Origin of the sequence: Kitasatospora sp. NPDC092039 (assembly GCF_044756065.1) — a bacterium.
Taxonomy (GTDB): Bacteria; Actinomycetota; Actinomycetes; order Streptomycetales; family Streptomycetaceae; genus Kitasatospora.
Genome location: NZ_JBIVSD010000002.1, coordinates 497,513 through 511,437, shown reverse-complemented (window position 1 = coordinate 511,437; position 13,925 = coordinate 497,513). Strand labels below are relative to the sequence as shown.

Genomic DNA, 13,925 nt, shown 5'->3' with positions numbered 1-13,925 from the left:
CCAGTACGCGGCAGCGTTCCGGCGAACCGGGCCTTCCCGAACGGCAGCCCGGCGGTGCGGATGCGCGACGGTTGAACCGATGACATCGTCAGCCACGCTGACCGGAGGAGGGGACAGCATCAGATGACCGACGTGGTCCGGGCAGGCAGCGCCGATCGGAGGCCCGCCGGTCTCAGCGGCCGGCAGCACGAACAGGAAGTGCTCGACGGGCTCTTGAGTGGAGCCCGGGAGAGCCGGGGCGGGGCCGTGGTGCTCCTCGGTGAGTCGGGGTCGGGCAAGACGGCACTCCTCGACCGGTGCGCCTGCGTGGCGGCGGCAGCCGGAGCCCGGCTGTTGCGGTGTACGGGTGTCCAGTCGGAGGCCTCGCTGCCGTACGCCGGTCTTCAGGTGCTCCTCCAGGGCACCCTGGACCTGGCCCCGAGCCTGACGGAGCGGCAGTCGACGGCGCTGCGCGGGGCGATCACACCGGACGACGTGCCCGCCGGGGACCGCTTCCTGGTCGGGGCCGCGACGCTGGGCCTGCTGGACGGGCTCGCCGAGGAACGTCCGGTCGTGGTCCTGGTGGACGACGCGCACTGGCTCGACCTGGAGACCGTGGACGCCCTGCTGTTCGCCGCCCGCCGGCTCGGCAGGGGGCGGGTGGCCATGGTGGTCGCAGCGCACGACGATCCGGCGGCCTTCGACGGCGCGCCGGGACTGCCGGTGCTGCACCTGGGTCCGTTGACCGACGAGGAGGGGGCGGCGCTGCTCGCGGACCGGGCGCCCGAGCTGCATGCCGCCGTGAGCAGCCGCATTCTCGGGCTCGCGCAGGGCAATCCGCTGGCCATGGTGGAGCTCGTGGGGGCCCTGACGGCGGCCCAGCGGGACGGGAGCGAACCGCTGGACGCACGGGAGATCGCCGTGTTGCCGGCCTCGTGGCGGGTGCGGCGGATCTTCGACGAGCGGATTCGGGCCCTGCCCGCGCCGACCCGTCTACTGCTGACGATCGCCGCGGCCGACGACACCGGCGACGTGGCGCTGCTGGTGGCGGCAGGGGAACGGGTGGGCGCGGCCGCCGGCGACCTCGGGCCGGCGGAGGCGGCGGACCTGGTGAGGGTGTCCGGACGCCGACTGGTGTTCCGGCATCCGCTGGCGCGCGCCGCCGCGTACCAAGGTGCGGTGCTGGCCGAACGGACGGCCGCGCACCGGGCGCTCGCCGAAGCGGCACCGGCCGCCGACGACATGGGCCGCCGGGCCTGGCATCTGGCCGCGGCGACCGTCGGCTACGACGACGAGGTCGCCGCCGAACTGGAGCGCAGCGCCGAGCTGTTCCGCTCGCGGGGCGGACGGGCGGCGGTCGCCGCCGCCTATCGGCGGGCCGCACGGCTGACGGGGGACCAGGAGGCCCGGTCGCTGCGGCTGGCCGCCGCGGCCGCCGCCGCGGCCGAGGCGGGACAGGTGGAACTCGCGGGGATGCTCGCCGACGAGGCGGGGCCGGTGAGCAGTCCACCGGCGGTCGCCCGGCTCGCCAGCGTCCGGGCGGCGCTCGAACACGAGCAGGGCCGTGCGGAGTCGGCGCGGCTGCTGCTCGTCGAGGCGGCTTCCGAGGTGACGGCGGACCGTCCCGCCATGGGGGCGTCGCTGCTGTTCGAGTCCACCGCGATGGCCTGGGAGGCGCCGGACCCGGTCGCGGCGGCCCGGGCCACCCGCGCGCGGGTGGCCGGTCTCGACTTCGGTGAGCATCCCGTGCACCGGGGTGCGGCCGGGGTCCTCGACATGCTGGCGGGTGATCTGGTGGACGGGGCGACGGCGGTACGGGAGTTCGCCCGGTACGTCGCGCGGACCCGGCACAAGCGCAGCCTGACCGATCAGGTGCGGCTGCACGGCTGGGACATGCTGCTCGGCGAGTACCGCACGGTGCACGACGAGGCCGTGGCCCTGGAGCGGGAGTGCCGGGTGGAGGGTGCCGTCGGGGTGCTGCCGCGGGTGCTGCTGCGGCTGGCGCGGCTGCGGCTGTTCCTGGGACGGCACCGGGACGCCCGCACGACGGCGGTCGAGGGTCTGGAGATCGCCGGCGACACCGGTCAGCGCCATCTCGCCACGATGCTCAGCGGTGTCCTGGCGGTGCTGGCCGCGCTCGACGGGACGGAGCCGGGCGCCGCGCAGGGGCCGGAGGGAACCGACGGCCCGGAGGGCGGGGACCTGCTCGGCCGCGGCTCCGCCGGCCGACCGGGACCGGACCTGTGCCCCGAGGTCGTACCGTCCCCGTTCTGGCTGACCAGGGCACACGGTCTGCTCGACCTCGGGCTCGGACGCTACGACCGGGCGCTGCAACACTTCGCCGCCCTGACAGGGGGCCCGCACCGGCACCTCATGGTCTCCGTGCACAGCCTGCCCGACCAGGTGGAGGCCGCCGTGCGCGCGGAGCGGCCCATCGAGGCCGGGCCGGCCGCCGAGGGTTTCGCGCGCTGGACCGGGGCCACCGGAACCGCCTGGGCGAGGGCGGTGGAGCTGCGCTGCCGCGCCCTGCTCACCGCCGACGCCGCAACCGCGGAGGAGTTCTACCAGCGGGCGCTCGCCGCCCACGACGGGGACGGCCGCCCGTTCGAGGAGGCGCGCACCCGGTTGCTGTACGGGGAATGGCTGCGCCGGGCGAAGCGTCGGGCTGACGCCCGGGAGGCGCTGACCGTGGCGTTGGAGTCGTTCGAGCGGATGTCGGCCGCCGCGTGGGCGAACCGGGCCCGCACGGAGTTGCGGGCCGCCGGTGTCGCCCCGGCCGCGTCGGCGGCGGGCGCGGCTCCCGTGGACCGGCTGACCGCGCAGGAGCTGCGGGTGGTTCGGCTCGCGGCAACCGGCCTGAGCAACCGGGACATCGGCGCGCGCCTGTTCCTGAGCCCGCGCACGGTCGGCTACCACCTGTCCAACGCCTACCCGAAGCTCGGCGTGACATCGCGGGCCGCCCTGGGAGCGCTCGACCTGGTCTGACCTCCGCCCGCCCCCCGTCAGCTCCTCGCCCGTCGGTCCGGTCGACCCGGTCGCCCGACGGTCCCCTTGCGGGTGAACGCCGGTACGCGCCCCGGTCATCCGACGGATCCGCGGGTGCCGGCGCGGTTCCTACGGTTGTCGTGTTCGAAGAACGTCTGCTGGGAGGATTCATGAAGGTTCTGGTACTCGGTGCCACCGGCTACATCGGCTCCGCGGTGGTGTCCCGTCTGACGCTGGAGGGCCACGACGTGGTGCCCCTGGTCAAGGACGCGGCCGCGCTGCACCCGGACGTGCCGGTACGGGTCGGCGACCTGACCGACCCGGCGTCACTGCGCGCGGCGGTGACGGACGACGTGGACGCGGTGGTGAACCTCGCCACCCCGACCGGCGACGAGTCGGTGGACACCGCCGCCCTCGAGGCGCTGCTCGCACCGCTGCGCGGCACGAACCGGGCGTTCGTCTACACCAGTGGCGTGTGGGTGCTCGGCGCCACCGGGGACACCCCCCTGACCGAGGACGCGCCGACCGACGCCATCGCCATCGTCGGTTACCGCCCGCGGATCGAGCAGCGCGTGCTGGCCGCCGCCGGGGACGACGTGCGCGCCGTCGTCCTGCGGCCCGGCATCGTGTACGGCCACGGCGGCGGTATCCCCGGCCTGATGACCGGCTGGGCACGCGAGCACGGCACCGGCCGGTACGTCGGCTCGGCCGCGACCCGCTGGCCCATGGTGCACGTGGACGACCTCGCCGAACTCTTCGGGCTGGCGGTGACCAAGGCCGACGCGGGCAGCGTGCTGCACGGCGTGGCGCACGAAGCGGTGCCGGTCGCCGCACTCGCCGCAGCCGCCGACATCGCCGCGGGCGGCACCGGCCGGGCCGAGCCCTGGCCGGTGGAGCAGGCCGCCGAGGTCGTGGGCGGCCCGTTCGCCGAGGCCCTCGGCCTGAACCAGGTGGTGTCGGGACGGCGCGCCGTCGAGGAACTGGGCTGGCTGCCGAGCCGCCCGTACGTCCTCGACGAACTCGTCGGAGGCGGCCGTGGCTGACACCACCGCCCCGACGCGTCCGATCTGCCGCACCTGCGGCACCCAGTACGCCGCCGCGCGTCCGGACTGTCCGGTCTGTCTGGACGAACGCCAGTACGTGGGCCGGGACGGCCAGCAGTGGACGACACTGGCGGGCCTGCGGGAGGAGGGCCACACCGGCCGCTTCGAGGAGCAGGGGCCCGGTGTGCTCGGCGTGGGGGTCACCCCGGAGTTCGCCATCGGCCAGCGGGCCCTGCTGCTGCGCACCGCCGCCGGGAACGTGCTGTGGGACTGCGTGCCGTACCTCGACGACGCGATGGTGCGCGCCGTCGAGGAGCTCGGCGGCATCGACCACATCGCGATCAGCCACCCGCACTTCTACTCCGCGATGGTGGAGTGGGCACACGCCTTCGACGCACCGGTCCATCTGCACGAGGCCGACCGGCAGTGGCTGGGCCGGCCGGACCCGGCCGTGCGGTTCTGGAGCGGGCGCACACTCCAGCTCACCGACGAGGTGACCCTGATCAACCCGGGCGTGCACTTCCCGGGCAGCGCGGTGCTGCACTGGAGCGCCGGCGACGGGGCGCTGTTCACCGGCGATGTCGTCAACGTCTGCCCGGACAGCCGGTGGGTGACCCTCATGTACAGCTACGCCAACCACATCCCGGAGCGCCCGCAGGCGGTCCGCGCGGCAGCGGACCTGCTCGCCGGCTACCGTTTCGAGCGGATCTACGGCGCCTGGTGGGACCGGGCCGTCACCTGCCACGGCAACGAAGTCCTGAGCCGGTCCGTCGAGCGCTACCTCCGCTTCGAGGAGGGAACCGTTCCGGGCGACTGACCCACCCCACCGCACCGCTGCCCCGTCACCGCGACGCAGGACCACGCGGGGAGTCCTGCGAACCCGCCGGCCTACGGCGGGTGGTGGCGGCGGCAGCGGATCGGACGGTCCGCGCGACCCCGACCGACCCCTGAGGAACGTCCCCTAGGGGCGTGGACACGGCCGCCCACGGGCATGGCACGGTCGTAGCCGCAAGCCACCACGCGTGAGAAGGTACCGACCATGAAGGCGATAAAGCTCATCCTCAACGTCATCTGGTTGCTTTTCTGTGGCATTTGGATGGCACTTGCCTACACGCTCGCCGGAATCATCTGCTGCGTGCTCGTGGTCACCATCCCGTTCGGCATCGCCTCCTTCCGGATCGCCGGCTTCATCCTGTGGCCGTTCGGGCGCACGGCGGTGGAACGGCCGGACGCCGGGCCGGCGTCCTGCGTGGGGAACGTCATCTGGCTGGTCTTCGCCGGGTGGTGGCTGGCGCTCGGGCACCTGATCACCAGCATTCCGCTGTTCCTGTCGGTCATCGGCATCCCCTTCGGGTGGGCCAACCTGAAGATGATCCCGATCTCGCTGATGCCGCTCGGCCGCGAGATCGTGCCGACCGACCGTGAATGGGGCGCGCGGTAACCCGGACGTACCTCGACGGCCGGCGCAGGGCGGCAGCCCTCGCCGGCCGTCGGCGTTCGGCGGTTCTCCGGTTCCCCGGGCTCAGGCCCGGGCGAGGGCCTTGCGGACGAGGTAGGCGGCGGCGCCGAGGGCGAGGACGGCGGCGCCCTGGAGGACGGACGCGGCGGGGAGGGCGAAGGCGAGGGCGAGGCAGCCGACGAGGCCGAGGACGGGGACGGCGCGCGGGGGGCGGCCCTCGGCGGGGGTGAGGGTCCAGGCGGCGGCGTTGGCGACGGCGTAGTACGCGAGGACGCCGAAGGAGGAGAAGCCGATCGCGCCGCGGACGTCGCCGAGGGCGGCGGCCACCGCGACCACCGCGCCGACGGTCAGTTCGGCGCGGTGCGGGACGCCGAAGCGGGGGTGGACGGCGGCCAGGGCGTGCGGGAGGTGGCGGTCCCGGGCCATCGCCAGGGTGGTGCGGGAGACGCCGAGGATCAGGGCGAGCAGCGACCCGAGGGCGGCGACCGCCGCACCGGCCCGCACCACCGGGGCGAGGGCCGGTGCTCCGGCGGCCCGTACGGCGTCGGCCAGCGGCGCGGCACTGTGGGCGAGCCGGTCGGGGCCGAGGACGGCCAGGACGGCGAGGGCCACGGCGGCGTAGACCACCAGGGCGATGCCGAGGGCCAGCGGGACCGCCCTGGGGATGGTGCGCCGCGGGTCGCGGACCTCCTCGCCGAGGGTGGCGATCCGGGCGTACCCGGCGAAGGCGAAGAACAGCAGGCCGGCGGCCTGGAGCACGCCGTGGAGGCCCGCGTCCGCACCGGGGGCCCAGCGGCCGGTGTCGGCCTCACCGCTCGTCAGACAGGCGGTGACGACGGCGGCCAGCACCGCCAGGACGACGGCCACGATCGCCCTGGTCAGCCGGGCGGCCTTCTGCACGCCGACGTAGTCGACGGCGGTCAGCGCCACCACGGCGGCGACCGCGACGGCGTGGGACTGGGCCGGCCAGGCGTAGGAACCGACGGTGAGGGCCATCGCGGCGCAGGAGGCGGTCTTGCCGACCACGAAGCCCCAGCCGGCCAGGTACCCCCAGAAGTCGCCGAGCCGCTCCCGGCCGTAGACGTAGGTGCCGCCGGACCGCGGGTAGCGGGCGGCCAGCCGGGCCGAGGAGGTCGCGTTGCAGTACGCCACCGCACCGGCCAGCGCCAGCCCGACCAGCAGCCCCGAGCCGGCGGCCACGGCGGCGGGCGCCAGCGCGGCGAAGACGCCCGCGCCGATCATCGAGCCCAGCCCGATCACCACGGCGTCGAACACCCCCAGGTGCCGCCGCAGCTCCCCCGGTCCTGCCGCCGTCGGCGACGAACTCATGCCCCGCACCCCTCCCGCTCCGGCTCCGACGTCGGCGCACCCTACCGGAGGGAGGGAAACGGCGGGCGCCGGACGGACCGCGGACGAGCACCGGGGGCCGCCCGGGCGCGCCGGTGGGAAGGCGGCCCGCCCCGGGGAGCGGCGGTCAGCGGCCGAGCCGGTCCTCCAGGGCGCGCAGGTCCGCCGTCAGCGCGGCCCGGACCCGGCGGGACGCCAGCGGACCGGCCAGCCGAAAGCCGCCGCGGACGCGGATGCGGGCGAAGGTGCCGTTCAGGGTGGGCTCGAAGGTGTAGGTGACCCGCATCGGCATCGGCCCGGCGACGGAGGCCATGTCGAGCACCGTCGGCGGGTCGTGGCGCGTCACCCGCAGCACGTACGAGAAGGACCTGCCCAGGAAGTGCGCGGTCCGGGTGACCTCCGCGCCCACGCCGAAGCCGCCGCCGTCGGCCTCCCGGGTGAGGGTGGCGTCGCGGATGCCCCGGGTCCACGCGCAGTCGTGGCGCCAGTCCATCGCGTAGGCGGCGACCGTGGCGGGCGGGAGGGGGATCAGGCGTTCCACTGTGACGTCGAGGGGCATGATCACACTCTCCCGCCGGGCGGGCCACCGCGCTCCCCGGACGCACCGGGGGCGAGGGCCGAACGGGCGAACCCGGTCCGGCCCGGGGGGCCGGCAGGGCCCGAGGGGCTGTCAGAGCCCCAGGATCCGCTGCGCCTGCGCCCGCATCTCGACCTTGCGGATCTTCCCGGTGACCGTCATCGGGAACTCCTCGACCACGTGCACGTAGCGCGGGATCTTGAAGTGGGCGAGCCGGCCGGCGCAGTACGCGCGGACGGTATCGGCGGTGAGCGGCTCGGCGCCCTCCCGCATCCGGATCCAGGCCATCAGCTCCTCGCCGTACCTGGCGTCGGGGACGCCGATCACCTGGACGTCGAGGACGTCCGGGTGGGTGTGGAGGAACTCCTCGATCTCGCGCGGGTAGAGGTTCTCGCCGCCGCGGATCACCATGTCCTTGATCCGGCCGGTGATGGCGAGGTAGCCGTCCTCGTCCATCACCGCGAGGTCCCCGGTGTGCATCCAGCGGGCGGCGTCGACGGCCTCGGCGGTGCGCTCGGGCTCGCCCCAGTAGCCGAGCATCACGGAATAGCCGCGGGTGCACAGTTCGCCGGGTTCGCCGCGCGGGACGGTCCGGCCGGTGGCCGGGTCGACGACCTTGACCTCCAGGTGCGGGCCGACCCGGCCCACCGTGGCGACCCGCCGCTCGACCGGGTCGTCGACCCGGGTCTGGGTGGAGACCGGCGAGGTCTCGGTCATGCCGTAGCAGATGGAGACCTGCGTCATGCCCATCCGCCCGATGACCTCCTTCATCACCTCGCTGGGGCAGGGCGAGCCGGCCATGATGCCGGTGCGCAGGCTGCCGAGGTCGTAGCGGTCGAAGTCCGGGTCGGCCAGTTCGGCGATGAACATGGTCGGTACGCCGTACAGCGAGGTGCAGCGCTCGGCGGCGACGGCGGCCAGGGTGGCGCCGGGCTCGAAGGAGGGGGCCGGGATGACCGCGCAGGCACCGTGCGAGGTGGCCGCCAGGTTGCCCATCACCATGCCGAAGCAGTGGTAGAAGGGCACCGGGATGCAGATCCGGTCCTGCTCGGTGTAGTCCAGCAGCTCGCCCACGAAGTAGCCGTTGTTGAGGATGTTGTGGTGCGAGAGGGTCGCGCCCTTGGGGAAGCCGGTCGTCCCGGAGGTGTACTGGATGTTGATCGGGTCGTCGGGCGACAACTCGGCCTGGCGCTCGGCGAGTCGGGCCGGGTCGGCCCGCCTGCCGGCGGCGGTCGTGGCGTCCCAGTCGGAGCTGCCCAGCAGCAGGACGCGCTCCAACCCGGGGCAGCGGGGCCGGACTTCCTCGATCATCCCGGCGTAGTCGGAGGTCTTGAAGCGCTCGGCGGCGACCAGCAGCCGGATCCCGGCCTGGTTCAGCACGTATTCCAACTCGTGGGCGCGGTAGGCCGGGTTGACCGTGACCAGGATCGCGCCGAGCTTGGCGGTGGCGTACTGGGTGAGCGTCCACTCCGCACAGTTGGGGGCCCAGATGCCGACCCGGTCGCCCTTGGCGATCCCGAGCTCCAGCAGGCCGAGCGCCAACGCGTCGACGTCGGCGGCGAGTTCGGCGTACGTCCAGCGGCGGGCGGTGGCCCGGTCGACCAGGGCGTCGCGGTCCGGGAAGGCGCGCACCGCGCGGTCGAGGTTCTCCCCGATGGTGTCGCCGAGCAGCGGGACGTCCGAGGTGCCGGAGGCGTAGCTGCGCGGGATCGGCGTGGTCGGCACGGGCTGGCTCCTGGGGACGGCGGTGCGGGACAGGGACCATGGTCGCGGTCCGGCGCCCCGCACCGCCACCCCCGAACGGGGGTACCGACACGGCGCCGGGGCCGCCCGTCGCTCTCGACGGACGGCCCCGGCGCGCGGGGTCACTGGTTGACGCAGATGTTGCCGAACGCCGGGTTGAGGAGCCCGATGATGTCGATCGAGTTCCCGCAGACGTTGGCCTCCAGGTTGATCGGGACCTGGATCACGTTGCCGGACAGGATGCCGGGCGAGCCGATGGCGGCACCGTTGGCGGTGGCGCTGCCGGCGAAGGCGGTCCCGGTTCCGGCGAGGACCGCCGCCGCGGTCAGGGCGGTGGCGGCGAGGGTGTTACGCATACGCATTGCGTCGCTCCTTGTGAGCAGGGCGGTTCGAAGTGTGACGATCACACTCGCTTACGATCACAAGCGATCCGGTCCACCGCACGCGGGATTGACCCGTCCTAGGGAGTGTCGCCCTCCCGACCGTCCTCCCGGCCCCCCGGCGCCGGGGCCGCCGGACCGGCGACGCTCAGTGATTCCAGCAGCTCCCGGGCCGGACGCAGCCCCGGCTCGGCGGCCACCGCACGGTGCAGCAGCCCGAGCGCGAGCGCCCCGTCACCGGCCGTCAGGGCCTGAAGCGCCCGGTTGTAGTCGATCCGTCCGGCGTAACGCAGCCTGAACAGCACGGACAGGTCCTCCCGGCAGGACGGGCAGCGCAGGGTCCCCGGGTCCGCGGGCACCCTGCACAGCGGGCAGGGCACCTCGGGCGCCTCCGGGGCCTGCGAGCCCTGCGAAACCACCACGGCCTCCGCGGCCTCCACGTCGTCCACGGCGCTCATCGCGGCCCCGCCTCCTCCGGCCGGACCGGGCCGAGCGACTCCTGGGCCGGCTCGCTGCCCAGCTCCCGCTGCGCCTGCGCGTACAGGGCCAGCAGGTTCGACATGTGGGTGTTGACGTCCGCCATGTTGGGCGCCTCCACGGCCGCGTCCAGCCCGCGCAGCTCGGCCATGATCAGCTGGGCCAGCGCGGGCGAGACCATGTTCTGGGTCACGTAGACGTTGCACATGGTGAGCATCCGCATGGTGTGCCCGAGCGCGTCGCACAGCTCGTCCGCCTTCTGGGCCGCGCGCACCGCGCCCTCCCAGTCGGCGGCCTCCCGGCGCAGCCGCAGCTCGGCGGCCACCGACCGCAGCCGGTCCAGGTCGCTCGGGTCGAGGTGCTTCTCGCAGTAGTGGATGAACAGGCTCAGGTACGCCTCGGAGCCGCGCACCCAGCGCTGCGCCTTGAGCTGCTGCTGGGCCCGCTCCAGCGCGGCGTCCACGGACTGGCCGCGGGTCTGCCCGGCCGCCAGGTCGTCGAGGGTGTCCATCAGCCGCTGGGCCTCGCGCATCTCGGCCTCGGTCAGCTCGCCGCCCCAGCGGTCGGTGAAGGTCTCGATCTGCCGCTGCTGCTCCTCGACCTGCACCTTCAGCTCGGGGTCGAGGGTGACCCGCTCCAGCTTGACGGTCTTCTCGGCGCCGCCCTGGATCCGCACCGACAGGGTGATGGTGCGGTCCCGGTCGAGGCCGAAGGAGACCTCCACCGGGGTGCGGCCGCCCAGGCCCTCGGGCAGCCGCAGGGTGAGGTGGCCGATCAGCTCGTTCTGCTGGGCGATCTCGTGCTCGCCCTCGTAGACCGCGACCTCCAGCCGCTGCCGGCCGCTGCCGGAGACCACGAACTCCCGGCTGACCGGCGAACTCGTCGGGTAGCTGGTGTTCTTGGGGATGATGACGGCGAGCCGGCCGTCGTTCAGCTCGATGCCGAGGTTCTTCGGCGTGATGTCGAACGGGTTGGTGACCTGCGCCAGCTCGCCGCAGCCCGGGCAGACCTCGCAGCCGGGCGGGTTGACCACGCCGCAGGAGGCGCAGCGCAGACCGACGTCCTCGGCGGCGGTGGTGGCCACCTTGGTGTGGCCGGGGGCGGCCGAGTTGAGCGGCTCGCCGCACAGTTCGCAGGCCGTGACGCCGGGGGCGGCCGGGGTGCCGCAGCGCGGGCAGTTGCCGCCGTGCACCACGGCGGTGGTGCCGGTCTGCCGCGGGATCGCCGCGCCACCGCCCGAACCGTCCAGCGCCTGCTCGCACTTGGGGCAGGCGGCGGCCTCGGCGTCGACCGGGATGTGGCAGGTCGGGCAGGAGACCCGGGCGCCGCCGAGCAGGGTGGTGGCGCAGTTGGCGCAGTTGGAGGCGGACAGGTCGCCGGGGGCCCGGCACTCGGGGCACTCCACCTCGCCGACCAGCGCGGACTGCACGGCCGCGCCGAGCGCCACGCACTGCATCGGGTTGACGCCGCGCCGGATCCGGCGGGGGCCGAAGACCTCGCCGAGCCGGCGGGCGACCAGCGGGATCGCGGTCGAGCCGCCGACCAGCACCACCTCGTCGATGTCCCCGACGGTCAGGTTGGCCTGCATGATGGCCTTGTGGGTCAGCTCGATGGTGCGCTCGATCCGGCCCTCGATCAGTTCCTCGAAGCGGGCCCGCTCGAACTCCGTCTCCAGCACCAGCTGCCCGGCGCCCAGGCCCGGCAGGATGACCTCGGAGGACTCCTGGTTGGAGAGCTCGATCTTGATGGTCTCGGCGGTGGCGGCGATCTTGGGACGGTCGCGCAGGTCCGGCTGGTACTCCGAGCCGTACTCCTCGCGGATGTCCTCCAGCAGCGCGGTGGTGATCCCGCGGTCGAAGTCGTCGCCGCCGAGCAGGTTGTCGCCCTCGATGCCGAGCACCGAGACCGAGCCGGGCACCAGCAGCAGGATCGAGATGTCGAAGGTGCCGCCGCCCAGGTCGTAGACCAGGACGGTCCTGCCCTCGTCGCCCGCCTCGGAGGTGATGCCGTACGCGAGGGCCGCGGCGGTCGGCTCGTTGATGATCCGCAGCACGTGCAGGCCGGCCATCCGGCCCGCCTCCTGGGTGGCCGCGACCTGCCGCTCGCCGAAGTACGCGGGGACGGTGATGACGGCCCGGGGGAAGGGCTCGCCGAAGCGCTGCTCGGCGTCCTCCTTGAGGCGGTGCAGGATGATCGCGGAGATCTCGATCGGGGTGTACGAGCGGCCGTTGAACCAGACGTTGACGTCGCCGTCGGTGCCCGCGGTGACCTTGTAGTCCACCTCCTTCAGGGCTGCCTGGACCTGCGGGTCCTTGAACTTGCGGCCCATGAAGCGCTTGACCGAGCGGATCACGTTGGCGCCGTCGATGGCGATCCGGCTGCGCGCGGTGGAGCCCACCAGCAGCTCGCCCTTGCGGCCGCTGCCGACCACGGAGGGCGTGGCCTCCTGGTTCTGCCGGTTGAAGATGATCTCCGGCTCGCCCCGGCGCAGGTGGGCGACCACCGAGTTGGTGGTGCCCAGGTCGATGCCGAGTGTGCGGTACATGTCGTTCCCCTCTTGCCCCTCGTGGTCCTGGCTACTTCTTGCGCTTGGCCTGCTTGGCCACGGCCTTGCCCCGGCGCCGGGCGCGGGGCGGGACCGCCTTGGGCTGGGCGCGGACGACCGGCGCGGCGACGGCGGTGACGGCGGCGGTGACGGCGGCGGACGGCTCGTCCTCGACGGGCCCGGGCGGCTCGGGTGCCCCCGGTGCCTCGGGCGCCGCCGGAGTCCCGGGGCCGGCGGCCTCGGCCTCGACGGGTCCGACGGGTCCGGGCGTCGTCGGTGCGGGGCCCGCGGGCTCCGACAGGGCGTGGTCCGTCGCCGGCACCCGGGGATCCGGCTGCGGGTCCGGCTCCGGTGCGGCGACCACCACCTGGGCCCGGCGCAGCACCTCGTCCCCCCAGAAGAACCCGGTCACCACCGTCCGCACCACCGTCTCCGGCGCCACCCCGGACCGGGCCTCGGTGCCCACGATCTCGGTCAGGTCCGGGTCGGCCGTCATGCCCTCCAGCCGCATCGGCCGCACCTTGGCCTTGGCGAGCTGCCCGAGCAGCCGCCGCCGGGTGGCCTCCAGGCCGGCGCCGCGGCCGAGCGCCACCAGCTCGCGGTCCAGGCCGAGGGCGGCGAGCGCGTCGTCCACCTCGACCAGGATGCCCAGCAGTTCGCGCTGTTCGGCCCGGGCGGCCTGCTTCTGCTCGGTCAGCTTGCTGCCCAGCAGGGAGGCCCGGAAGAGCAGCCGGCCGAAGGCCTGCTCCAGATCGACCTCCTCGACGCCGGGCGGGACCTCCAGCGGCCGGTGGCCGTCGGGCAGGGCGGCGCCGGGCGCCTCGGCGGGTGCTCCGGTGGGCGCGTCGGCGGGTGCGTCGGTCATTCGGGTACCTCGATCTGCGGCAGCACGGACAGGTCCGCCGCGTAGCGGGCGGGCACGGGCGGTTCGGGGTCGGCGCCGCCGGGGGCGGGCTCGGCGAAGTCGGCGGCCAGCTCGGCCCGGTGGAGGACGGCCAGGGCGGTGGGCGGCAGCGGCGGGCGCTCGATCACCAGCAGCGGTTCGGCGAGGGCCGGGGCGAGCAGCTCGGCGGCCTGGTCGACCGGCTCCGGCGGGAGGGGCTGCTGGAGGTCCGCCTCCAGGCGCCGGTCCGGGTTGCGCAGCAGCGCGGCGGCCTCCTGGATCTGCTGGCGGCTGTACCGGCCGGCCCGCATCGCCGGTCCGACGGCGAGGTTGATCTCGCGCACGCCGGCCGTGAGCGGGATGCCCAGGACCTCGTACGGCGACGGTTCGTGCAGTGGCATGGCGGGCGGTCTCTCTCCTCACGGTGGCGGGACTGCTCGGGTGGCTCGGACTGCTCGGGTGGCTCTGGCGGCTCTGATGACTCGGGTGGCTCTGATGACTCGGGTG

The 13,925-nt window shown here is 74.4% G+C and carries 12 protein-coding genes; 4 read left to right on the top strand and 8 right to left on the bottom strand.

What is annotated here, in order from left to right:
- Window positions 1-123: 123 nt before the first annotated feature.
- The 4 genes from ACIQI7_RS05345 (at window position 124) to ACIQI7_RS05330 (ending at window position 5,448) form a co-directional block, all read left to right on the top strand.
- A complete protein-coding gene (locus ACIQI7_RS05345) occupies window positions 124-2,964 on the top strand; it encodes an AAA family ATPase (protein WP_401105340.1) in 2,841 nt (946 codons plus the stop codon).
- A 170-nt stretch (window positions 2,965-3,134) separates the two neighbouring features.
- Entirely contained in the window at window positions 3,135-4,007 is an 873-nt protein-coding gene (locus tag ACIQI7_RS05340) for an NAD-dependent epimerase/dehydratase family protein (RefSeq protein WP_401105338.1), read from the top strand.
- Complete coding sequence (locus tag ACIQI7_RS05335; protein WP_401105336.1) at window positions 4,000-4,824, top strand: MBL fold metallo-hydrolase; 825 nt, start codon at window positions 4,000-4,002, stop codon at window positions 4,822-4,824. The genes ACIQI7_RS05340 and ACIQI7_RS05335 overlap by 8 nt, the downstream gene beginning before the upstream one ends.
- 222 nt (window positions 4,825-5,046) lie before the next feature.
- On the top strand, window positions 5,047-5,448 hold the full coding sequence (locus tag ACIQI7_RS05330) for a YccF domain-containing protein (RefSeq protein WP_401105332.1): 402 nt from the start codon (window positions 5,047-5,049) through the stop codon (window positions 5,446-5,448).
- Window positions 5,449-5,529: 81 nt separating this feature from the next.
- On the opposite strand, the gene ACIQI7_RS05325 is transcribed toward ACIQI7_RS05330, so the two are convergent.
- The 8 genes from ACIQI7_RS05325 to ACIQI7_RS05290 all read right to left on the bottom strand — a co-directional run bounded on the left by ACIQI7_RS05325 (window position 5,530) and on the right by ACIQI7_RS05290 (window position 13,819).
- Window positions 5,530-6,795, bottom strand: coding sequence for an APC family permease (locus ACIQI7_RS05325; protein WP_401105330.1), 1,266 nt, complete (start codon window positions 6,793-6,795; stop codon window positions 5,530-5,532).
- Between the two features lie 145 nt (window positions 6,796-6,940).
- The gene (locus ACIQI7_RS05320; protein WP_401105328.1) at window positions 6,941-7,372 is read right to left on the bottom strand and encodes an SRPBCC family protein; all 432 of its coding nucleotides are present in this window, start codon (window positions 7,370-7,372) and stop codon (window positions 6,941-6,943) included.
- Between the two features lie 111 nt (window positions 7,373-7,483).
- Window positions 7,484-9,115: an AMP-binding protein gene (locus tag ACIQI7_RS05315; protein ID WP_401105326.1), complete on the bottom strand. Its 1,632-nt coding sequence runs from the start codon at window positions 9,113-9,115 to the stop codon at window positions 7,484-7,486.
- Between the two features lie 140 nt (window positions 9,116-9,255).
- Window positions 9,256-9,495, bottom strand: coding sequence for a chaplin (locus ACIQI7_RS05310; protein WP_401105324.1), 240 nt, complete (start codon window positions 9,493-9,495; stop codon window positions 9,256-9,258).
- A gap of 98 nt (window positions 9,496-9,593) precedes the next feature.
- Entirely contained in the window at window positions 9,594-9,971 is a 378-nt protein-coding gene (locus tag ACIQI7_RS05305) for a hypothetical protein (protein ID WP_401105322.1), read from the bottom strand.
- Window positions 9,968-12,535, bottom strand: a complete 2,568-nt coding sequence (locus tag ACIQI7_RS05300; protein ID WP_401105320.1) for an Hsp70 family protein — start codon at window positions 12,533-12,535, stop codon at window positions 9,968-9,970. The genes ACIQI7_RS05305 and ACIQI7_RS05300 overlap by 4 nt, the downstream gene beginning before the upstream one ends.
- A 31-nt stretch (window positions 12,536-12,566) precedes the next feature.
- Window positions 12,567-13,400 carry a nucleotide exchange factor GrpE gene (locus ACIQI7_RS05295; protein ID WP_401105319.1) on the bottom strand — a complete coding sequence of 278 codons (834 nt, stop codon included), beginning with the start codon at window positions 13,398-13,400 and terminating at the stop codon, window positions 12,567-12,569.
- Entirely contained in the window at window positions 13,397-13,819 is a 423-nt protein-coding gene (locus tag ACIQI7_RS05290) for a hypothetical protein (RefSeq protein ID WP_401105317.1), read from the bottom strand. The genes ACIQI7_RS05295 and ACIQI7_RS05290 overlap by 4 nt, the downstream gene beginning before the upstream one ends.
- Window positions 13,820-13,925: the final 106 nt, after the last annotated feature.

Coding starts and splice junctions, on each gene's coding strand:
- ACIQI7_RS05345 (WP_401105340.1), top strand. CDS start 124: ATGACCGACGTGGTCCGGGCAGGCAGCGCCGATCGGAGGCCCGCCGGT.
- ACIQI7_RS05340 (WP_401105338.1), top strand. CDS start 3,135: ATGAAGGTTCTGGTACTCGGTGCCACCGGCTACATCGGCTCCGCGGTG.
- ACIQI7_RS05330 (WP_401105332.1), top strand. CDS start 5,047: ATGAAGGCGATAAAGCTCATCCTCAACGTCATCTGGTTGCTTTTCTGT.
- ACIQI7_RS05325 (WP_401105330.1), bottom strand. CDS start 6,795: ATGAGTTCGTCGCCGACGGCGGCAGGACCGGGGGAGCTGCGGCGGCAC.
- ACIQI7_RS05320 (WP_401105328.1), bottom strand. CDS start 7,372: ATGCCCCTCGACGTCACAGTGGAACGCCTGATCCCCCTCCCGCCCGCC.
- ACIQI7_RS05310 (WP_401105324.1), bottom strand. CDS start 9,495: ATGCGTATGCGTAACACCCTCGCCGCCACCGCCCTGACCGCGGCGGCG.
- ACIQI7_RS05305 (WP_401105322.1), bottom strand. CDS start 9,971: ATGAGCGCCGTGGACGACGTGGAGGCCGCGGAGGCCGTGGTGGTTTCG.
- ACIQI7_RS05300 (WP_401105320.1), bottom strand. CDS start 12,535: ATGTACCGCACACTCGGCATCGACCTGGGCACCACCAACTCGGTGGTC.
- ACIQI7_RS05295 (WP_401105319.1), bottom strand. CDS start 13,400: ATGACCGACGCACCCGCCGACGCGCCCACCGGAGCACCCGCCGAGGCG.
- ACIQI7_RS05290 (WP_401105317.1), bottom strand. CDS start 13,819: ATGCCACTGCACGAACCGTCGCCGTACGAGGTCCTGGGCATCCCGCTC.